General features: G+C 69.5%; 21 protein-coding genes. 3 read left to right on the top strand and 18 right to left on the bottom strand.

Annotated elements, in window-relative coordinates:
* Window positions 1-49 precede the first annotated feature (49 nt).
* Entirely contained in the window at window positions 50-862 is an 813-nt protein-coding gene (locus FG385_RS02335; protein WP_235022335.1) for a class I SAM-dependent methyltransferase, read from the top strand.
* Here FG385_RS02335 and FG385_RS02330 read toward each other — a convergent pair.
* Window positions 843-1,742 (bottom strand): LysR family transcriptional regulator, encoded by a 900-nt coding sequence (locus FG385_RS02330; protein ID WP_139094917.1) that lies wholly within the window; start codon window positions 1,740-1,742, stop codon window positions 843-845. The genes FG385_RS02335 and FG385_RS02330 overlap by 20 nt on opposite strands.
* A 105-nt stretch (window positions 1,743-1,847) precedes the next feature.
* Here FG385_RS02330 and FG385_RS02325 point away from each other — a divergent pair, with 105 nt between their 5' ends.
* Entirely contained in the window at window positions 1,848-2,495 is a 648-nt protein-coding gene (locus FG385_RS02325) for a dihydrofolate reductase family protein (protein WP_139094916.1), read from the top strand.
* Window positions 2,496-2,532: 37 nt separating this feature from the next.
* On the opposite strand, the gene FG385_RS02320 is transcribed toward FG385_RS02325, so the two are convergent.
* From FG385_RS02320 to FG385_RS02290, 7 genes are read right to left on the bottom strand one after another with little or no spacing between them, the layout of a single operon-like run.
* The gene (locus FG385_RS02320) at window positions 2,533-3,390 is read right to left on the bottom strand and encodes an NUDIX domain-containing protein (RefSeq protein WP_139095185.1); all 858 of its coding nucleotides are present in this window, start codon (window positions 3,388-3,390) and stop codon (window positions 2,533-2,535) included.
* Window positions 3,391-3,405: 15 nt separating this feature from the next.
* On the bottom strand, window positions 3,406-4,341 hold the full coding sequence (locus tag FG385_RS02315) for an ROK family protein (RefSeq protein ID WP_139095184.1): 936 nt from the start codon (window positions 4,339-4,341) through the stop codon (window positions 3,406-3,408).
* Between the two features lie 15 nt (window positions 4,342-4,356).
* Window positions 4,357-4,734 carry a hypothetical protein gene (locus tag FG385_RS02310; RefSeq protein ID WP_139094915.1) on the bottom strand — a complete coding sequence of 126 codons (378 nt, stop codon included), beginning with the start codon at window positions 4,732-4,734 and terminating at the stop codon, window positions 4,357-4,359.
* Complete coding sequence (locus FG385_RS02305; protein WP_139094914.1) at window positions 4,734-5,876, bottom strand: ArsA family ATPase; 1,143 nt, start codon at window positions 5,874-5,876, stop codon at window positions 4,734-4,736. The genes FG385_RS02310 and FG385_RS02305 overlap by 1 nt, the downstream gene beginning before the upstream one ends.
* A gap of 1 nt (window position 5,877) precedes the next feature.
* Complete coding sequence (locus FG385_RS02300; RefSeq protein WP_139094913.1) at window positions 5,878-6,321, bottom strand: SRPBCC family protein; 444 nt, start codon at window positions 6,319-6,321, stop codon at window positions 5,878-5,880.
* A 28-nt stretch (window positions 6,322-6,349) separates the two neighbouring features.
* Entirely contained in the window at window positions 6,350-7,141 is a 792-nt protein-coding gene (locus tag FG385_RS02295) for a metallophosphoesterase family protein (RefSeq protein WP_139094912.1), read from the bottom strand.
* 49 nt (window positions 7,142-7,190) lie between these two features.
* The gene (locus tag FG385_RS02290; RefSeq protein ID WP_139094911.1) at window positions 7,191-7,604 is read right to left on the bottom strand and encodes a polyketide cyclase / dehydrase and lipid transport; all 414 of its coding nucleotides are present in this window, start codon (window positions 7,602-7,604) and stop codon (window positions 7,191-7,193) included.
* Window positions 7,605-7,697: 93 nt separating this feature from the next.
* Between FG385_RS02290 and FG385_RS02285 the strand changes: the two genes are divergently transcribed.
* A complete protein-coding gene (locus FG385_RS02285; RefSeq protein ID WP_139094910.1) occupies window positions 7,698-9,500 on the top strand; it encodes an AMP-dependent synthetase/ligase in 1,803 nt (600 codons plus the stop codon).
* 2 nt (window positions 9,501-9,502) lie between these two features.
* Here FG385_RS02285 and FG385_RS02280 read toward each other — a convergent pair whose 3' ends face one another.
* From FG385_RS02280 to FG385_RS02235, 10 genes are read right to left on the bottom strand one after another with little or no spacing between them, the layout of a single operon-like run.
* Window positions 9,503-10,096: a hypothetical protein gene (locus tag FG385_RS02280; protein WP_327436812.1), complete on the bottom strand. Its 594-nt coding sequence runs from the start codon at window positions 10,094-10,096 to the stop codon at window positions 9,503-9,505.
* Window positions 10,093-10,587, bottom strand: a complete 495-nt coding sequence (locus FG385_RS02275; RefSeq protein ID WP_139094909.1) for a hypothetical protein — start codon at window positions 10,585-10,587, stop codon at window positions 10,093-10,095. The genes FG385_RS02280 and FG385_RS02275 overlap by 4 nt, the downstream gene beginning before the upstream one ends.
* Window positions 10,587-11,843: an MCE family protein gene (locus FG385_RS02270; RefSeq protein ID WP_139094908.1), complete on the bottom strand. Its 1,257-nt coding sequence runs from the start codon at window positions 11,841-11,843 to the stop codon at window positions 10,587-10,589. The genes FG385_RS02275 and FG385_RS02270 overlap by 1 nt, the downstream gene beginning before the upstream one ends.
* Window positions 11,843-13,000, bottom strand: coding sequence for an MCE family protein (locus FG385_RS02265; RefSeq protein WP_139094907.1), 1,158 nt, complete (start codon window positions 12,998-13,000; stop codon window positions 11,843-11,845). Before FG385_RS02265 ends, FG385_RS02270 begins: the two co-directional genes overlap by 1 nt.
* Window positions 12,997-14,184: an MCE family protein gene (locus tag FG385_RS02260; RefSeq protein WP_139094906.1), complete on the bottom strand. Its 1,188-nt coding sequence runs from the start codon at window positions 14,182-14,184 to the stop codon at window positions 12,997-12,999. Before FG385_RS02260 ends, FG385_RS02265 begins: the two co-directional genes overlap by 4 nt.
* Complete coding sequence (locus FG385_RS02255; protein WP_139094905.1) at window positions 14,181-15,212, bottom strand: MCE family protein; 1,032 nt, start codon at window positions 15,210-15,212, stop codon at window positions 14,181-14,183. Before FG385_RS02255 ends, FG385_RS02260 begins: the two co-directional genes overlap by 4 nt.
* Window positions 15,209-16,252, bottom strand: a complete 1,044-nt coding sequence (locus FG385_RS02250; RefSeq protein WP_139094904.1) for an MCE family protein — start codon at window positions 16,250-16,252, stop codon at window positions 15,209-15,211. The genes FG385_RS02255 and FG385_RS02250 overlap by 4 nt, the downstream gene beginning before the upstream one ends.
* Window positions 16,249-17,583 carry an MCE family protein gene (locus tag FG385_RS02245; protein WP_139094903.1) on the bottom strand — a complete coding sequence of 445 codons (1,335 nt, stop codon included), beginning with the start codon at window positions 17,581-17,583 and terminating at the stop codon, window positions 16,249-16,251. The genes FG385_RS02250 and FG385_RS02245 overlap by 4 nt, the downstream gene beginning before the upstream one ends.
* Window positions 17,580-18,431: an MlaE family ABC transporter permease gene (locus FG385_RS02240; protein ID WP_200834265.1), complete on the bottom strand. Its 852-nt coding sequence runs from the start codon at window positions 18,429-18,431 to the stop codon at window positions 17,580-17,582. Before FG385_RS02240 ends, FG385_RS02245 begins: the two co-directional genes overlap by 4 nt.
* Complete coding sequence (locus tag FG385_RS02235) at window positions 18,431-19,225, bottom strand: MlaE family ABC transporter permease (RefSeq protein ID WP_139094901.1); 795 nt, start codon at window positions 19,223-19,225, stop codon at window positions 18,431-18,433. The genes FG385_RS02240 and FG385_RS02235 overlap by 1 nt, the downstream gene beginning before the upstream one ends.
* Window positions 19,226-19,228 lie beyond the last annotated feature (3 nt).

The following is a 19,228-nucleotide window of genomic DNA, read 5'->3' as shown; positions in this document are numbered from 1 at the left end:
CGACCGCCTTCCATCGCGCCGGGCCGTCCCGATCTCTAGGATCCCCCGTGTGTTGCTCCCGCGCGGTTCCGAGGCCATCAGCCCGACCGGCCACTACACCGGGTACGTCTGGGTGCGCAACGGGCTCGCTCCGCGGCAGCTGGCGACCCCGGAGGGGCGGGTGCTGTTCCACGCCGTCGAACCGGCGATGCGGGTCAGCCGGCTGCTGGGGCAGCCCACGTTCGAAGGTCTGCTCGTGGCGCGGCACCGGATGCTGGACCGGCTGCTCGCGGGCGCCATCGAGCGCGGCGAGGTCGGGCAGGTCATCGAGATCGCGGCCGGGCTGTCGGCGCGCGGCTGGCGGTTTTCGCGGCGCTACGACGGGTTGACCTATGTGGAGGCCGACCTGCCTCGGATGGCCGCGCGTAAACAACGGCTCCTCGAGCGGCTGAACGGCCCCGCCCCGCGCGTCGCCACGGTCGACGCACTCGCCACGGACGGCCCGTCGAGCATCGGCGCACTGGCCGATTCGCTGGATCCGTCGACCGGGACCGCGATCGTGACCGAGGGCCTGCTGAACTACTTCGACTTCGACACGGTCACCGGGATGTGGCACCGGTTCGCCGAGGTGCTCCGGCGCTTCCCCACCGGCGCCTACTTCGCGGACGTCGTCCTTCGCCCGCACGGTGACTCGTTTCCCTCGCGGGTCGGCGCCGGCCTGATCGCGGCGACCGTCCGCGGCCGCGTGCACCTGCATTTCGACACGCCGGAGGAGGCGGCGACCGCACTGCGCGCGGCTGGTTTCCCGGCGGCGGACCTCATGCCCGCGGGCACCGACGACCCCGGCGCGAAGATGGTGCACGTCATCGACGCGTGGACGTGATGCCGCGGCGTATGGCCGAGGTGGCCGCCTCAGCCAGCGTGGCCAGTACGGCGGCGACGGCGGGCGGGTCTGGTGGCTCGCCGTAGGTGGCGGCGTAAAGCTGGCGCGGGTGGCCGGTGAGTTCGGCGGCGTGGACGTCGGGCCGGTGGTGAGCCTGGAGCGCGAGCCCGGGCAGGATCGCGACGCCGACGCCCGCCGCGACGAAAGCTTGCACGACGACCATGTCGTCGCTGAGCGAGGCCGTGCGCGGGGCGAAGCCTTCGTGCCGGCACACCGTGATCAGCTCCTGCTGGCACCGTTCGCATCCGCCGATCCAGGGGGACTCGCGATGGTTGGCGAGGCTGTCGCCCGGTCGTCGGCTCACCAGGTAGATCGGGTCTTCGCCGAGGTGGAGGAGGCGAAACCCTTCTTCGTCGGCCGGGTCCCCGGCGTGCCGGAAGACGAGTGCGATGTCGATCTCGCCCTGTCGCAGCATCTGGAACGCCTCGACCGGGTGCCGGTCGATCAGGTGCAGCTCGAGTCCTGGGTACGCGCCGGCCAGCGTGGCGGCGGCCGTCGGCACGATCGTGCTCAGCGTCGACGCGTTCGCGGCCAGGCGAACCCGCCCCGCCTGCAACCCGACCTGTGATGCCAGTTCCTTGGTCGCCGCGTCGACCCGTCCCACGATCTCGGTGGCGCGGTTGGCCAGCAGCCGCCCCTCCGGGGTCAACCGGATCCCACGGCCGACGCGCTGAACGAGCTTGGCGCCGGTGGCCTTTTCCAAGCGGGACAGGTGATGGCTGACCGACGGCTGCGAGTAGTGCAGTTCCTTCGCCGCTCCGGTCACGGACCCGTGGCGCGCCACCACGGCCAGCACCTTGAGATGGACCAGGTTCAGCATGCATCGAGATTATCAATGCTTTTGTCCGGTTATTGGCATTAGACGTCATGGGTCTGAGGATCCAGGCTGGTCTCCGACAGCCAGTTCGCCGGAAGGAGCGTTGCGATGTCCCAGGTCCGCATCCACAATTTCTCGATCTCGCTCGACGGCTTCGCCACCGGCGAAGGGCAGGCCGCCGACGCCCCGTTCGGGCACGCCGGCGAACGGCTGCACGAGTGGATGTTCGCCACCCGGTTCTGGCATGAGATGGTCGGCGGCCCGGGCGGGAGCGCCGGCGCCGACAACGCGTTCGCCGAACGGTACGGCCCGGGTATCGGCGCCGAGATCATGGGTGCCGGAAAGTTCGGCCCGCCCGGCTGGCAGGACGATCCCGGCTACCAGGGCGCGTGGGGGCCCAACCCGCCGTTCCACACTCCGGTCTTCGTGCTGACCCACCGACCGCGGCCGTCGATGCGGATGGAGGGCGGCACCACCTTCCATTTCCTCGACGCCACCCCCGGCGAGGCGCTCGAGCAGGCCCGTAAAGCAGCCGACGGGCAGGACGTGCGGATCGGCGGCGGGCCCACCGTCGTGCGCGACTTCGTGACCGCCGGGCTGGTCGACTGCATGCATGTCGTCCAGGTGCCCATCGTGCTCGGCCGCGGTGTCCGGCTGTGGGACGGCCTGGAATCCCTCGAGGAGAGCTACGACATCGAGGCGGTCTCGACCCCGAGCGGCGTCACGCACCTCACCTTCACGGCGAAGAACCGGTGAGCGCGATGAGGGCGGGTACCTTGGGACAGCCCGCCCGTCAGTGGTGGAGGTCCAGCGCGGTCAGCAGGGTGCGCGGGCCCAGGTACTCCGCGCCCTCCGCGCTGACCCGGCCGCGCAGTTCGCGGTCGGCCGTCACCACCGCGACGCGGTCTTCCGGCCGGTCGGCGCGCAGGGCCCGGACCGTCTCGACGATCGCCGTGTCGCCGTCCCGTGGCGCGGCGACGATCTCCACGTTCTCGACCGCGCCGACACCACGCGCCTGCCCTTCGACCACCAGCACGATGCGCGGCCACCACGACCAGTCCACGGACGTGGCGAAGCCCTGACACACCAGGCCGGCCAGCTGATCCCGCAACCGGCCGGCCGCTCCCGCCCGGTCACGCCACCAGCCGTCCGGGCGAGCGCCGACGACGTTCGCGCCGTCGACGACGAGGACCAGTTCGCGGCCCAGTTCCGGATGCAACCGCGGCCAGGCCGAAGCGAAGTCCCGGTGCAGTTCGTAGTCCGCCACCGTCGCCGGCGGCACCCACCGCAGCTCCTCACTCTCGGTGTTCATCACCTGCTCACGCACCGGCCGCACGGTCCGCGCGAGCACCGTCGTGTAAGTCCAGCCACCGTGATCGACGGTCCACGAGGACAGCGGCCGCACGGCGTCACCGGGAATCCCGGCTTCCTCCCCGGCCTCGCGGGTCGCGGCCTGCCAGGCGTTTTCGTGGCTTTGCCGCGCGCCACCCGGCAGTGCCCAGGTACTGCCGTGATGGGTCCACCACGCCCGGCGCTGCAACAGCACTCCGCGCTCCGGATCGGCCAGCAGCAGTCCCGCCGCGCCGAACCGGCCCCAGTGCCGGTGCCCGCCGAGGCATTCGACGAACCCGTCCCCGTCGTCCGGCCTCAGCATTCCCCCACCTTGTCACATGGACGGGGCGTCCAGGGCCAGCGCGGCGGCACCGACCATGGCCGCATCCTCGCCCAGATGCGCGGTACGGATCCGCGCCAGCGGCCGGTGCCGGGCTCCGGTGATCGCCGCCGTGTAATGCTCGCGAGCCTCGTCGAGGAACAGCGTCGCCGAACCGGACACCCCGCCCGCGATCACCATGATCTCCGGGTCGAACACGTCCGCGACCAGCGCGAGCCCTTCCCCGAGCCATTTCGCCAGCTCCGCGACCGCACGCTGCGCGATGGGATCGCCGTCGCGGGCGGCACCGGCGACGCGGCGGCCGGTGATCGAGCCCGGATCTTCCGACATCTCGCGCGCCAGCACCGTCGACTGCCCTGGATACCGGGCGAGCAGTTCGATCGCCGTCGCGGCCAGCGCGGTGCCGCTGCAGTACCGCTCCCAGCAGCCGTACTTGCCGCACGGGCACGCGCGCCCGCCCGGCACGACCGTCAGATGCCCCAGTTCGGGCGCGACCCCGTAGGCGCCGCGGTAGATCTCGCCGTCCAGCAGCAGGCCCGCGCCGATCCCGGTGCCGATCGCCACCAGCGCGGCCACCCGCGCGCCGCGCGCCGCGCCGAACCGGTGTTCGCCGAGCGCCGCGGCGTTCGCGTCGTGTTCGAGGGTCACCGGCAGGCCGACGCGTTTCGCGATGCGGTCGGAGACCGGCGCCGCCCGCCACGCCAGATGCGGCGCGAACATCACCGTGCGCCGGTCGCTGGCGACGAAGCCCGCCACCGCCAGCCCCACCGCCGTCACGTCGTCGTGCCGGTTGCGCAGCTCGTCGATCACGCCGGAAATGGCGTCTTCCAAGGCATTCTCGTCGCTCGGCGTGCCGACCCTCGCGGTGTCCAGAATGGACCCCTGCGCGTCGACCACCGCGGCGCGCACGCTCGTTCCGCCGACGTCCAGTCCGATCGCCGGCACTCAGGGCTCCTCGCCGCGCCACTGCACGGGAATGTGCTGCACCCGGGGCGAGGCCGGCTCGGGCTTGGGCTCCGGGGAGAAACCCGGCATGTGGAAGCCGTGCTCGGGGTCCCAGCGGTCCGCGAGCACCGCCCGCAGCAACGCGACCAGTTGCGCCAGTTGCTCCACCAGCCGCGCCACGAACTCCGGCCGTTCCCCGCGCACGACGGCGACCACCGCGCACAGTGGGCACCACCCGCAGCCCGCGCCTTCCGCGCGCTCGTCAGTGCCATGCCCCGCGGCGACGATCCCCTCCAGCCACGGCGCGGCCCGTTCGGCGACCATCTCCACCAGCAACCGGATCTCCTCGGCCAGACTCGTGGCCTCGGTGTCGGTCATCAGGGCCTCCCGGGGTGGGTCAAGGACACGACCAGCCCGCGCACGTCCGACACGGCACCGGTGATGCGGCAGGGACGCAGAGCCTCGGGCAGCGCGACGAGGCGGCGGAACCCGTCGACGGTGATCGCCAGGTCATCGTCCACTCTGGCCAGATCCACCGCGGCTTCGGGCCCGAGCGGGAGCGCGATCCGCAGCTCGAACCCACCGTCCCGCTCGGACACGTCGAGCAGCGGTGTGACTGCGGTCTCGTTGGGGGACAACGGATCCGACTCGCCGTAGAGTTCGCGCGAGATCTCCAGCAGCGCGGACAGGCCGACCGGCTCGGTCGCCCGGTGCTCCACCCGCGCGAAATCCGAGAGCCCCGAACCGGCCAGTTCGTCCAGCACCTGATCCTGCTGGCGCCGCCGCGTCCGCAGCCAGGACGCGGCGGCGCCGCGCCACATCCCGGGCGCGGGCATCAGGCGGTTCACGATCACGCCCTCGATCCGGATCCCGCGCAGGGCAAGGGAACTGAGCGTGCGGCGCGCTTCGGCGACGACCACCCGTTCCGGCGTCAGCACGAGCCGAACCCCGGTCACCGCGGGATCGGTGAGCAACTCCCGCAGGGACTCCAGATGCGCGCCGAGGCGCCGGACGGCTTCGACGGTGCCGCGCGGGCCGGCGAGCTTCACCTGCCACATCCGGTTCAGATACCCGGAAACCGCCTCGGGAAGCGCCAGCAGCCGCAGTGTTTCCGCGGTCGGCCCGCAGTCGACGACGACGGTGTCCCAGCGGCCGGACTCGGCCAGGCGCTGCACCTCGGTGAGCGCGAGCAACTCGTCCACGCCGGGCAGCACGGTCAGCTCCTCGGCGTCGAGCGCGTCGATACCAGCCCCGGCGAGCGCGGCGCGCAGTTTGCCGCGCAGCTCCTGCCACATGCCGTCGACCAGACCGCGCGAGTCCACCTGCGCGCCGTGCAGGAGATGATCCACTTCGGCCGGTTCGGCGGCCAGCCGCTTCGCGAACGCGTCACCGAGCGAATGCGCCGGATCGGTCGAGACCACCAGCGTCTTGTGCCCCCGTGCCGCGAGCCCGGCCGCGGTCGCCGCCGCGAGGGTCGTCTTCCCGACGCCCCCCTTGCCGGTGAACAGCAGCAGCCGCATGTCAGCGGAGATCCTCGACCCTGCGCTTGAGCTCCTTGAGCGCGGTGTCCATCACCATCTTCTCCGCCTTGCGGCGCAGCAGGCCGATCATCGGGAGCACCAGCTCGACCGACAACGTGTACGTCACCTTCGTCCCGCCGGAGGCGGTGTCCGTGAGCTCGTACCGGCCGTCCTGCGCCTTCTGCATCTGGCCCTTGACCAGGTGCCAGCTCACCGCGCGGCCGTCGGCCGCCCAGTCGTACTCGAGGGTGTAGACGTCCTTGATCGGCCCGGCGTCCAGTGTCAGCCGAACCTGTTTGGGCCTGCCTTCGTCACCGGTGACGAGCACCTCGGTCTCGCGGACCTGCTTCGCCCACTCGGGATAGGAGGCGAAGTCCGCGATCACCGCCATGACCCGCTCAGGCGGCGCGTCGACCTCGATGGACTGCGTGGACTCGTCGGCCATGGCGCAGAGGTTACAGGGCCCCCGGCGGTCACCAGCGCAAGACGTACGGGCGCTCGGTGACCTTGAAGTGTCCCACATTCCGGCATTCGGTCCGGCCGGCCCGCAGCCGCGGCGAGAGCGGCTGGTGCACGTGACCGAACAGTGACCAGCGCGGCTGCTGCGTGGCGATCAGCCCGGCCAGCGCGGCCGAGCCCATCTCGTGCCGCCGCGCGACCACGTCGTAGGTGAGCTCGGGAAACGCGGGCGGCATATGCGAGCACAGCACCTCGATGTCGGTGAGCTTGCCCACCGCGTCGTCGAACTCGTCGCGCGTGCGCAGGTACGGCCGCCACACCGGGTTGGTGCGGCGCAGCGTCGCGCCCTCGGGCAGGACGACCCCGCCGACGAACCCGAACCGCAGGCCGCCGATCTCGGTGACCTCGCCGTCCACGACCGTCACGCCGCCGCCGGCGAACTCCGCCCACAGGTTCGGGGAGTCGACGTTGCCCGGGGTCGCGTACGTCGGGGCGCTCATCGCGGCGAACAGCTCCGCGTACTGCGCGCGGATGGCCTCCTCCACGGCCGCGCCCGGATCGTCGAGGCTCGCCCACAGCGAACGGGAGAAGGCGATGGTCTCGTCGCGGGTGCCTTCACGGCGCAGGCGGGCGAAGGTCGAGACCTTCTCCTCGCCGAACAGCGTGCCGAGGATGCCCTTGTCGTACTGGTTGTAGTCGACGAAGTCGAGGAGGTCCCCCAGCACGACCAGCGCGTCGGCGCCCTCCCCGGCCCGGGCGAGCGCCTCGGCGTTGCCATGCACGTCGGAGACGACATGAACCCGCATACCCCGACCCTATCCCCGAGATCTACACCCAAGACGCAGAGATCTGCGTTCAGGACCGTGAGTTCGACGTTCGGGGCGGGAGGCCCGGCTCGCGGCCGTCTTCGAGGACCTCCTTCAGCTCCAGCGCGATCGCCTTGGCCGCCCGGGAGCGCCGGTCCAGCTCGCGGCGCAGCTGGGGCGGGCGCAGCGCGGCCGGCGGGGTCGCCCGCAGGAAGTAGTGCAGCAGGGTGCCGTCGAGCATCGGCTCGAGCCACACCTCCATGGTGCCCACGAGCGCGCCCCGGACCGTCCACCGCAGGCCCTCGTCACCGCGGTCCTTGTAGACCTCCAGCAGCAGGTCAGGCCAGTACCGCCGCCAGGCCGCCGGATCGCCGAAAGCCGCCTTGACCGTGCTCGGCGGCACAGCGAGGAAGGTCTCGTCGACCACGTCGACCGCGGGTGGGGCGCCGCCTCGGGTACTCACTGGTCCAGAATGTCATGCCTTATGGCCCTTGGTCGTAAGGTGGTACTGACGTAAGTTAACCGGCGAGTAACACCCAGAACGCGGAGGTTCCCCGTGCGCGAGTACAGCGCCCCGGCGATGCGGCCGGTTGCCGACAACGAGAACCTGAGCGACATCCTGTGGGCGAACGCCGAGCGCTTCGGGGATTCGGTCAGCTTCCGCCGCCAGTCGCAGGGCTCATGGCTGGATGTCACGGCCCGCGAGTTCGCCGCGCAGGTGATGGCGGTGGCCAAGGGCCTCATCGAGGCCGGGATCGAACACGGTGACCGGGTCGGGCTGATGTCCAAGACCCGGTACGAGTGGACGCTCCTCGACTTCGCGATCTGGGCGGCCGGCGCGGCCACCGTCCCGATCTACGAGACCTCCTCCGCCGAGCAGGTCGAGTGGATCCTGTCCGATTCGGGCGCCAAGGGCGTGTTCGTCGAGACCGACGAACATCTCGCGGAGGTCGACCAGGTGCGCGGCCGGCTCGGCGCGCTGCAGTTCGCCTGGCAGATCGAGAGCACGCATACCGGCGGCGCGATCGCGGAACTGACCGCGCTCGGCTCGAAGGTCGCCGACGACGTGGTGCACGAGCGGCGCCGTGGGGTCGGCGCCGGCGAGCTGGCCTCGATCGTGTACACCTCGGGCACCACCGGCCGGCCCAAGGGCGTCGAACTGACCCACCGCAACCTGCTCGCCGAGATCCGCGCCGATATCAACGCGTTCCCGCAGCTGATGGACGCGGGGAACTCGCTGCTGCTGTTCCTGCCGCTCGCGCATGTGCTGGCCCGCGCGATCGCGCTGACCGCGATCGCCGCCCGGGTCACGCTCGGCCACACGCCGGACGTGAAGAACCTGGTCGCGGACCTCGGCACCTTCCGCCCGACGTTCGTGGTGGCCGTGCCGCGCGTGTTCGAGAAGGTGTACAACACGGCGAAGCAGAAGGCGCACGGCGAAGGCAAGGGGCGGATCTTCGACCTCGCCGAGTCGGTCGCTGTGCAGTACAGCCAGGCGCAGGACGGTGGCGGCGCGGGTCTCCCGCTCAAGGCGCAGCATTTCGTGCTCGACAAGCTGGTGTACGCGAAGCTGCGGGCGGCGCTGGGCGGGCGGTGTGTCGCGGCGGTGTCGGGCGGCGCCCCGCTCGGGCCGCGGCTCGCGCATTTCTTCCGCGGCATCGGGGTCCCGGTGTTCGAGGGCTACGGGCTGACCGAGACGTCGGCCGCGGCGAACGTGAACACGCAGAACGCCTTCCGCGTGGGGACGGTCGGCCGCCCGGTGGCCGGGACGTCGGTTCGCATCGCCGAGGACGGCGAGGTGCTGCTCAAGGGCGACGTGGTGTTCGACGCCTACTACAACAACGAGCAGGCGACGAAGGAATCGCTGGACGACGGCTGGTTCCACACCGGCGACCTCGGCGAACTCGACGCGGAGGGATTCCTCAAGATCACCGGTCGCAAGAAGGAGATCATCGTGACGGCGGGCGGCAAGAACGTCGCGCCATCCGGGCTCGAGGACACGATCCGCGCGAACCCGCTGATCAGCCAGGCGATGGTGGTCGGCGACCGGCGGCCGTTCATCGGCGTGCTGGTCACGATCGACGAGGAGTTCTTCCCGGCGTGGAAGGCGCAGCACGGTAAGCCCGCCTCGGCGACGGTGGCCGAGCTGGCCGGTGACCCGGACCTCGACGCGGCGGTCCAGTCGGCGGTCGACGAGGCGAACAAGCAGGTCTCGCACGCTGAGTCGATCAAGAAGTTCGTGATCTTGACGAGGGACTTCAGCGAGGCGACGGGCGAGATCACGCCGAGCCTGAAACTGAAGCGCAACGTCGTCAGCAAGAACTACGCCGAAACGATCGACGCCCTCTACCAGCGCTGACGTCAGAGGGCGGTCAGGTTCGAGATCTTCCAGGTGCCGTCGATCTTTCTGGCCGAGACCGACAGGGCGGCCGACGCCGAGGACTGCTGGTTCGACGTCGTGGCAAGGGTTTGCTGGTCGACGAAGATCAGCAGCTGCGCCGTGTCGCCGTTCAGCTGCGAGACCGCGATCGAGCTGATCGTCGTGGTGCGGACGAGTTTCTGGTCCACCGCCTGCTGTTCGGCCGCCGCATACCCGGACTGGTACTGCCCGACCGCGTCACCGACGAGCACGCTCGCCGCGGCGCGTTCCGTGCGGCCCAGATTGTCGTAGTCGTAGGAGAAGATCGCCTTGATCCCGGCGCCGACCTGGTCCGAGACCTGCGTGGTCGCCGCCGTGTCGGCCAGCGCCCGGTTCCCCCCGTGCAGCGAACCCACCCGCAGCGCCGCGAACACCGCGAACCCGGCCATCAGCACCACCACGGCCATCAGCGCCGCCAGCACGGTGGCCCGGCGGTCGCGCGGAGCAACGGGTTCTTCGGCGCGCGGATGGGGGGAAGGGCGGGGCCGCGGTGAGGGACGCACGATGCCCTGGCCCGCGCGCCGCCGCCCGGTCACGACGCCGCCTGCACGGAATCGACCTTCCACCCGCGGTCCGTCCGCGCCAGCGTCGCGTTGAGCCGGGTTCGCGACGGCGCGGACGGCGAGCCGTTCGTGCTCAGCTGCACGTCCAGCACCGCGAGCACCCGCGCCGTCCCGGCCGCCGGGTCCAGCTCGGCCACGGCCGACTGGTTCACCCGCGCGCTCGCGACCGTCTTGCTCTGCGTCGCGCGGTCCAGCTGGAGCTGCCGGTCGCCGCTGAGCGTCTTACCCAACTGCCCGGTCGTCAAGTCGACCCACCGGTCGACCGAGGGATCGGGATCGTGATAGTCGATCGTGTTGAGCGCAGTCAGCGCGTCATCCGCGGCGGACAGCACGGCGTCCCGTTCCTGCGCGCGCGTCGCGGCGTCGTCGTGCGCGGCGTTCCACCACGACCAGCCGAACCAGGCCGCGACCAGCACCGACACGGCGGCCAGCGCGCCCATGGCCACCATTTCCCGAGACTTCATCACGGCAATCCCAGCAGCTGCCCGATTCCCTTCGCACCCGGCCCCTGCACGAAGCCGAGCAAACCGGGCAACTGGGACTGTTGCTGCGGCTGCTGAGACGACGACCCCGGCGCGGGCTGCTGCTGGGGCGCCTGCGCCGGCGAGACCGGTTTGCCCGCGTACGGCGCGTTCTCCGCGCCACGCACGTCCGTCGGGCTGCCGGGCGGCTCGGCGCAGTAGGCCTGCGTGTTCGCCGGCTGGTTACTCGTGTCGTTGGCCGGACGCTGCTTCGTCGTCTCGTAGCCCTTCGTGCACGAATGCGGATCGAAGAAGTCGAGCACCAGCCCCAGATGCCCCTCACCGTTCGACGCGACAGACCGCGAGAACGCCGAGATCACCGGCAGCGCGACCAGCTCCTCCTCGATCGCGTCGGTGCGCACCGAGGTGATCTGCATCGTGGTCAGCAGATTCGCGATCAGCACCCCGAGATCGCTCCCCGACACCGACAGGATGTTGTCCACATCCTGGGCCAGCTGCGGGGTCTCGTCGATCACCTTGCGCAGATCCGGATCGGAGGTCTTGAGCTGCCCGGCGATCCGGTTCAGGCCGGTCGCGAACGACGTGATGTTCTGCGACTGCCGTTCCTGGGTCGCGAGCACCTGCCGGCCGTCGGAGAGCAGCTTCGTCGTCTGCGGCAGGTTCTCGGTCGCGGCCGAGGTGAACGAGCCCGCGGAATCGAGCAGCTGCTGCAGGTCCAGGCCCGTGCCGGCGAACGCGTCGTAGGTCTGGTCCACGACCGTCCGCAGTGCCGAAGGGTCCACACTGGACACGAACTTGTCCAGGTTGGCCAGCACGGTGTCCGGGGAGACCGGCAGCGCGGTCCGGTCCCGCTGGATCACCGAACCGTTGTGCAGGTACGGCCCGGTCTCGTGGTTCGGCCGCAGATCGACATACTGCTCACCGACAGCGGACCGGTCCGCGACGACGGCCTGGGTGTCGGCCGGGATCTTCGGCCCGCCCGAGTCCATGTCCAGGTCCACCGCGACGCCCTGATCGTCCAGGCGCATCGCGGTGACCCGGCCGACCGACACCCCGCGGTAGGTGACCTCCGCGTTGACGAAGATCCCGCCGGAGTCGGCCAGCTGGGCCGTCACCACGTACCCGCGCGGACCGAACAACCGGTCCAGCCCCGCGTACTTCGCTCCGGCGTACCCGACGGAAAGCACCGCGATGAGACCGAACGCCAGCAATTTGACCCAGTGCCGCCTGGTGAACATTAGTGCCCACCTCCCAGCAGGCTGCCCAGCAGACCGCCTAGCACGCCGCCACCGGACTGTGCCGGCGCCGGCGCTTCCTGCTGTGGCAGCGGAAGCGGCGGCGCGGACCCACCGCCGAGCTGGATGCTCCCGGCCGGCGTGTCGATCCCGATCCGGCCCGCGTTGGAGACGTACTGGTAGATATCGCTCAGGTCGAGGTTCAGCCGCGCGCGCACGTTCGCGAAGTCGCCCTTGACCACGTCGCCCGCGACATCGGGCAGCGGGTACGTGGGCAGGATCCTCAGCGCGGTCGGCAGATCGTTACCGGCCTCGGCGAGCTTCTGCAGCGTCGGGGCCAGCGCTTTCAGGTTGTCGATCAGCTGGTTCCTGCTCTTGTCCATGGTGTCCACCGCTACCCCGGACAGCTGGTCGAGAGACTGGAGCATCCCGACCAGCTGGTCCCGTTGCTCGTTGACGACCTGCAGCCCGGGCGCGAGGTTGTCCAGCGCGTTGCTCAGGTTCGCCGTCTGGGCGTTCAGCGTGCTCGACAACCGGTTCAACCCGTCGATCGCGCGGATGATCTCGCTCTTCTGGCCGTCCAGTTCGGTCGCCAGCTGGTCCACTCTCGACAGCAGCGCGCGGATATCCGCTTCGTTGCCGGTGAGCGTCTTGTTGAGCTCGCGCGTGATGTCCGCGAGCTGGTTGATGCCGCCGCCGTTGAGCAGTAGGGAAAGCGCGCCGAGGACCTCTTCGACCTCCGGGTTGCGGTTCGTCCGGGACAGCGGGATCGTCGCGCCGTCGGTGAGCGTGCCCGCCGCGCCCTCGGGCGGTTCGGCCAGCTCGACGAACTTCTCCCCCAGCAGGCTCGACTGCCGCAGGTTGGCGTAGGCGTTGGCCGGAAGATGCACGTCGCCGTTGACCCGCATGGTCACCAGCGCGGACCGCGTGTCCGGCGCCAGCTCGATCTTGTCGACCCGCCCCACCGCCACGTCGTTGACCTTCACCGCGGCCTGCGGCACGAGGTCGAGTACGTCGGCGAACTGCGCGGTGACGCGATACGGGTGGTCGCCGAGATCCGCGCCGCCGGGCAGCGGCATGCTGTAGAGCCCGGAGAAGCCCCCGGTGCCGCAGCCGCCGAGCAGCAGCACCACGACCAGCACGCCCAGCAGCCTTTTCACGAGCCACTCTCCGGGATGGACACCAACGGCAGCAAGGGCAGGGGCGGGATCTTGCCCGCGTTCATCTCCTGCATCAGCTGCGGGATCGAGGGAACCTTGGCGATCCCGTCGACGACCGGCTGGAGTGTCTTGCACAGGTTGCCGACCACGTCGGGCAGGCCGACCGGGGTCGAAGCCTTCAGCACCCGGCACAACGTGACCAGGAGCGGGTTGGTGAACTCGTTGGCGTTGTAACGGATCGCGATGCTGCCGGACGCGGCGTCGTAGGAGTTGATGAAGTTCGTCATGCCCGTTGGCGCGACGTCGAGCACCTCCGCGAGCGCCGACCGCTGGTCCACGAGCACCTTGCTGACGCTCGCCAGCTTGTCCACATTGGACGTCAGCAGGTCACGGTTCTCCTCGACGAACTGCTGCACTTCGCCGAGCGACGACGCGAGCGACGAAAGCGCTTTCCCCACGTCACCCGAGTCGTCGGCGAGGAAGCCCGTCACATCCGCGACCCGTGAATAGAACTGGTTGAGCTGGCTGTCGCTGTCCGCGAGCGCCGTGGTGAACGACTGCAGGTTGCGGACCGTCGAGAACAGGTCGCCCTTGGAGCTGTCGAGCGTGCGCGAGAGGTTCGCCAGTTCCGTCACCGTGTCGTTGATGTTCTTACCGTTGCCGTCGAGGTTCTTCGCCGCGGTATCGAGCAAATTGGACAGTGCGCCGTTCGCGTTGGCGCCATTGGGGCCCAGCGCGGTGGAGAGCTTGTCGATACTGCCGTAGAGATCGTCGATCTCCATCGGCGTCGCCGTGTGCTCCTTCGGGATCACCGTGCCCGAGGCCATCACCGGGCCGCTGTCATAGGCCGGGGTCAGCTGCACGTACCGGTCGCTGACCAGCGACGGCGCGATGACGACCGCCCCGGCATCGGCCGGGATCTGCACGCCGGGGTCCACCCGCATGTCCACGCGCACGGCACCGCCCTGCGGGGTCACGCCGGTGATCTCGCCGACCTTGATGCCCAGCACCCGCACCGAAGAACCCGCGTACAGCCCAACGGTCTTGTCGAACATCGCGGACACGCGCGTCCCGCCCTGATCGCGGAACGCCAGCCACAGCCCGGTGGTCAGCAGGAGCGCGAACACGCACGCCGTGGCGACCCAGCGGTAGACCGAGCGCCCGTTCCTCGTGTCGAGCGTCATCCTCCACTCACCCCCTGGTCCGGCGCGGAAATCGGCGGCGTACAGCCCTCCGGGTTGACCGACAGCCCGCCGGCCTTGATCACCGGCGGGAACAGTCCGCAGATGTACCCCTCGAACCAGCGGCCGTTACCGGTCGCGTTGGCGCCCAGTCGCGAGAACGGCGCGAGCAGCGCCAGGCTGCGGCTGAGGTTGTCCTGGTTGCGCTGCAGGATGTCGGTGACGTCGCCGAGCTTCTGCAGAGTCGGCCTCAGCTGTGCCCGGTTGTCCGCGACCAGGCCACTCAGCTGGGCCGAAAGCGCCTGTGTGCCCGTGAGCAGCGCGTCGATCGCGGCCTTGCGCTGCTGAAGCTCGGTCAGCAGCAGGTTCCCGTCGTTGATCACCTGCTGGAGCTGGGCGTTGCGGTCGGACAGCGTTTTCGAAACCTGGCTGGTGTTACTCAGCAGGTCCGCCAGCTCCTGATCTCGCGAGGAAATCGTCTTCGACAGCGCCGAGAGCCCGTTCAACGTGGCGCGCAAGGGTTGCGGGGTGTCCTTCAACGCGGCCGACACCGTGTCGAAGGCCTGCGCGAGCTGCTGGGTGTTGATGTTCCCGACGGTGTCCGAAAGCTGCTGGAAGGCGTCCTGCAGCTGGAACGGGGTCGTGGTGCGCGCGACCGGGATCGGCTCGTCCGGATCCTGCGCCTGGCCGCCTTTCGGCTGCAGCGCCAGGTACTTGTCCCCGAGCAGGGTCTTGATCTCGATCGAGGCCGTGCTCAGGTTCCCGACCTTGGTGCCCTGCACCTTGAACTTGACCAGCACCTGCTTGCGCGCGAGCGAGACCGAGCTGACCTGCCCGACCTTCACGCCCGCGACCTGCACCTCGTCGTCCGGCACCAGCCCCGCCGACTCGGCGAAGTAGGCCTGGTAGGTGGTTCCCGTGCCCAGCAGGGGAACTTCGTCGGAGAAGTACGACACGACGGTGACCAGCACGATGAGCACCAGCGCCACCGCACCGACGGCGGCCTGGTTGCGCTCGCGGAGACGTTTCACGACGGCTTGCACCTCTCCGGCGTCTCGGTACTCGGGATGGGCAGCATCGGCAGGGTGATATCCAGCTGGGAGATGCCGATCGTGCCGGACAGGCCACAGAGGTAGTAGTTGTACCAGCCGCCATAGCTGAGCGTCCTGGTGAACTTGTCGAGGTTGCCCGGCAGCACCTGCAGCAGATGATCGAGCAGCGGCCCCGAGTCGGCCAGGGTGTTCGACAGCACTCCCAGGTGGGCGATGTCCTCCTTGACCGAAGGTCGCGCGTCCTGCAGCAGGCCCGCCGTCGTGTTGGTGAGGTTCGACAGCGCCGAGACCGCGTCGCCGATCGGCTTGCGCTGCTGCGCGAGCCCGGTGACCAGTTGCTGGACCTGGTCGATGAGGTTGCCGAGTTCGGGCCCGCGCTGGTTGACCGTGGCCAGCACGTTGTTGAGGTTGTCGATGACCTGGCCGATCACCTTGTCCCGGTCCGCGATCGCCGTGGTCACCGACGCGGTGTGGGCCAGCAGGCTTTCGATCGTGCCGCCCTCGCCCTGAAACACCTGGATGATCTCGTAGGACAGCTGGTTGACCTGGTTCGGGTCGAGCGCGGCGAACAGTGGTTTGAACCCGTTGAACAGGACCGTCAGGTTGAGTGCAGGCTGGGTTCGCGCCGGCGGGATGAGCCCGCCGGACGGCAGCCGGCCGCCACCGTCCACAGTGGTCCCCAGCGAAAGGTAGCGCTGCCCGACGAGGTTGCGGTACTTGACGGTCGCGGTGACCGCGGCGGGCAGCTTGTACGCCGAAGAGATCGAAAAGTGCACATCGGCGAGATTGCGGCCGTCGCCGTCGACCACGTTGATCTTGTCGACCTGGCCGACCTTGACCCCGACGATGCGCACGTCGTCGCCTTGGTGCAGGCCGGAGGCGTCGGTGAAGCGGGCCGTGTAGTCGGAGGTGACCCCGAAGTTGGTGTTGGCGATGGTGGCGCCGAGGATTCCGGTGAGCACGATGGTCACGACCGCGAAGATCGAGATCTTGATCAGCGGCGCGACGAAGTTCCTCATTTCAGATCCACCTCCGCCCCGCGGTAGAGCGGGCCGACGAGCAGGCTCGCCCAGTCCGGCACCTGGTCGGGCGTGGTCTTGAGCTCTGGCGCGAGCAGCACGCCGATGAGGTCCTGCTCGGCCGGGGAGTTCGCCACCGAACCCGCCGTCGTGCCCGAACCGCCCTGGATCATCCCGTTGCTGGGCAAGGGCGTGTTCTCCCCCGGGGGCACGGGCGGATGGCTCGACCCGTCCTGCACCGGACCGCCCGGCGGGTACTGCGGCCACCGGCCCGGCGGCACGACCTGCGGGTAGCAGCGCGGGCCGCGCTTGTCGAGGTATTTCGGTTCGTCCACCCCGGGCAGGTACTTGGTGCGGTCCGCGATGAACCGGATCGTCACGTGGTTCATCTGGTCGGTGCCGTAGCCGAAGGCCTCGTACGCGCGTGGCACGGAGTCGGCGAACTGCTTGAGCATGCACGGGTATTCCGGGGCGTACTTGGCCAGCACGTCCAATGTGGACTGTGAGGTGGTGGTCAGCCGGATGATGTTGTTCTCGTTGACCTTCAGGAAGCTCGTCAGGTCGTCCGAGGCGTTCGTCACCGAGCCGAACAACTGCGACAGCTGCTGTTGCTTGTCGACCAGCGTCTTGCTCGTCGTCGTGAGATCAGAAAGCGCCTGCAGGAAGTCCGGCGCGGCCTTGTTGTAGGTATCCGTGACGTTCGCGAAGCTCGTGATGTCGGCCTTGATGTCGGGCAGCGACGGGTTGAGCCTGCCCAGATAGTCCGAAAGCTGGTCGAGCGTCTTGCCCAGCTGATCACCCCGGCCCTGCAAGGCCGTCGAGACCGCGCTCAGCGTCGCCGAAAGCTTTTGCGGCTGCACCGCCTGCAGCAGCGGCATCACGTCGTCGAGCACCTTCTCCAGCTCGATCGCGGAACTGCTGCGATCCTGCGGGATCACGTCCCCGGCCTCGATGTGCTTCGCCGAGGGATCGGCGGGGATCTGCAACGCCACATAGCGTTCCCCGAACAGGGTTTTCGGCAGCAGCCTCGCGGAGACGTTCGCCGGGATCTCACCGATCTTGCCCGGGTCCAGCGCCAGCCGGATCTCCGCGTGATCCCCGAGCGAGGCGACCGAGCGCACCTCACCGACCTCGACCCCGCGGATCTTGACGTCCGAGCCCGCGCCGAGCTGGTTGCCGATGTGGCCGGTCTCCAGTGTCACCATCGAAACCGGGGTGAAGGCCTTCTTGTAGATCGCCACCGTGGTGACGAAGAACAGCGCGCACACCACGATGAAGATCAGACCCAGCAGCTGATGCCACAACCGGCGGCGCAGGATCGAGGAGTTCATCCCGAGATCCTCACCGTCGTGGTGGCACCCCAGATCGCCAGGCTCAGGAAGAAGTCGAGCAGCGAGATCAACACGATCGAGGTGCGCACCGCCCGGCCGACGGCGACGCCGACCCCCGCCGGGCCGCCCTTGGCCGTATAGCCGTAATAGCAGTGGGAGAGGATCACGATCGCACTGAAGAAGAGCACCTTCAGGAACGACCAGAGCACGTCTTCGGGCGGCAGGAACAGGTTGAAGTAGTGATCGTAGGTGCCCGCGGACTGCCCGTAGAGCCACACCGTGATCTGCCGCGCGGCCAGATAGGAGGACAGCAGCCCCACCGCGTACAACGGGATCACTGCGGCGACCCCCGCGAGCACCCGCGTCGTCACCAGATACGGCAGGCTCGGCACCGCCATCACCTCGAGCGCGTCGATCTCCTCCGAGATCCGCATCGCACCCAGCTGCGCGGTGAACCCACAGCCCACCGTCGCCGACAGCGCGAGCCCCGCCGCGAGCGGCGCCACCTCGCGCGTGTTGAAGTAGGCGGAGATGAACCCGGTCAGCGCGGCCGTGCCCAACTGGTTCAGCGCGGCGTAACCCTGCATGCCGACGATCAGGCCGGTGAACATCGTCATACCGATCATCACGCCGAGCGTCCCGCCGATCACCGCGAGCCCGCCGGTGCCGAAGCACACCTCGGTCAGCAGCCGCAGCGTCTCCTTGGTGTAGCGGCGAAGCGTGCGGGGCGCCCAGGCCAGCGCCCGGAAGTAGAACGAAAGCTGCTCGCCGAAGCCCTCGAAGATCGCACCCGGGCGGGCGATCAGCTCCAACGTCCGGTCGGTCCGGTCCTCGGCCTGAGTCGTCATCAGAGCGCCTTCGGCGGGATGACCCGCAGGTAGATGGCCGTGAGCACGACGTTGATCAGGAACAGCAGCAGGAAGGTGACCACGACGGCCTGGTTCACCGCGTCCCCGACGCCCTTCGGCCCGCCGGCGGGGTTGAGCCCCCGGTAGGCGGCCACCACCCCGGCGACGAACCCGTACAGCAGCGCCTTGATCTCACTGATATAGAGGTCGGGCAACTGCGCGAGCGCGTTGAAGCTCGCCAGGTACGCACCCGGCGTGCCGCCCTGCATGACGACGTTGAAGAAGTACCCGCCGAGCACGCCGACCACGCTGACCAGGCCGTTGAGCAGGATCGACACGACCATCGCGGCGAGCACCCTCGGCACGATCAGCCGCTGGACCGGGTTGACCCCGAGCACCTCCATCGCGTCGATCTCTTCGCGGATCTTGCGTGCCCCGATGTCCGCGCAGACCGCGCTGCCGCCCGCGCCGGCGACGAGCAGCGCGGTGATCAGCGGCGAGGCCTGCTGCACGATCGCGAGCGCGCTCGCGGCGCCGGTGAAGGACTGCGCGCCGATCTGCTCGGTGAGCGAGCCCAGCTGCAGGGCGATCACCGCGCCGAACGGGATCGCGACGAGCGCGGTCGGCAGGATCGTGACGCTCGCAAAGAACCAGCATTGCTGGATCCATTCTCGGAACTGGAACGGCCGGCGCGGGATCGCGAGCAGGACCTCCCACGCGAGCGTGGAAAGCCTCCCGATCTGAGCGAGCGCGGCGGTGCCCGGAACGTTCACCGTGCCACTGCGCGAACCCATCAC

It is taken from the genome of Amycolatopsis alkalitolerans, from assembly GCF_006152065.1.
Taxonomy (GTDB): Bacteria; Actinomycetota; Actinomycetes; order Mycobacteriales; family Pseudonocardiaceae; genus Amycolatopsis_E; species Amycolatopsis_E alkalitolerans.
The sequence above is the reverse complement of the archived record's forward strand: the minus strand, read 5'-3'. Positions and strand labels throughout refer to the sequence as shown.

Coding starts and splice junctions, on each gene's coding strand:
- FG385_RS02300 (WP_139094913.1), bottom strand. CDS start 6,321: ATGGCCGACGAGTCCACGCAGTCCATCGAGGTCGACGCGCCGCCTGAG.
- FG385_RS02260 (WP_139094906.1), bottom strand. CDS start 14,184: ATGACGCTCGACACGAGGAACGGGCGCTCGGTCTACCGCTGGGTCGCC.
- FG385_RS02235 (WP_139094901.1), bottom strand. CDS start 19,225: ATGGGTTCGCGCAGTGGCACGGTGAACGTTCCGGGCACCGCCGCGCTC.
- FG385_RS02240 (WP_200834265.1), bottom strand. CDS start 18,431: ATGACGACTCAGGCCGAGGACCGGACCGACCGGACGTTGGAGCTGATC.
- FG385_RS02245 (WP_139094903.1), bottom strand. CDS start 17,583: ATGAACTCCTCGATCCTGCGCCGCCGGTTGTGGCATCAGCTGCTGGGT.
- FG385_RS02310 (WP_139094915.1), bottom strand. CDS start 4,734: ATGACCGACACCGAGGCCACGAGTCTGGCCGAGGAGATCCGGTTGCTG.
- FG385_RS02270 (WP_139094908.1), bottom strand. CDS start 11,843: ATGTTCACCAGGCGGCACTGGGTCAAATTGCTGGCGTTCGGTCTCATC.
- FG385_RS02295 (WP_139094912.1), bottom strand. CDS start 7,141: ATGCGGGTTCATGTCGTCTCCGACGTGCATGGCAACGCCGAGGCGCTC.
- FG385_RS02275 (WP_139094909.1), bottom strand. CDS start 10,587: ATGAAGTCTCGGGAAATGGTGGCCATGGGCGCGCTGGCCGCCGTGTCG.
- FG385_RS02250 (WP_139094904.1), bottom strand. CDS start 16,252: ATGAGGAACTTCGTCGCGCCGCTGATCAAGATCTCGATCTTCGCGGTC.
- FG385_RS02330 (WP_139094917.1), bottom strand. CDS start 1,742: ATGCTGAACCTGGTCCATCTCAAGGTGCTGGCCGTGGTGGCGCGCCAC.
- FG385_RS02305 (WP_139094914.1), bottom strand. CDS start 5,876: ATGCGGCTGCTGCTGTTCACCGGCAAGGGGGGCGTCGGGAAGACGACC.
- FG385_RS02325 (WP_139094916.1), top strand. CDS start 1,848: ATGTCCCAGGTCCGCATCCACAATTTCTCGATCTCGCTCGACGGCTTC.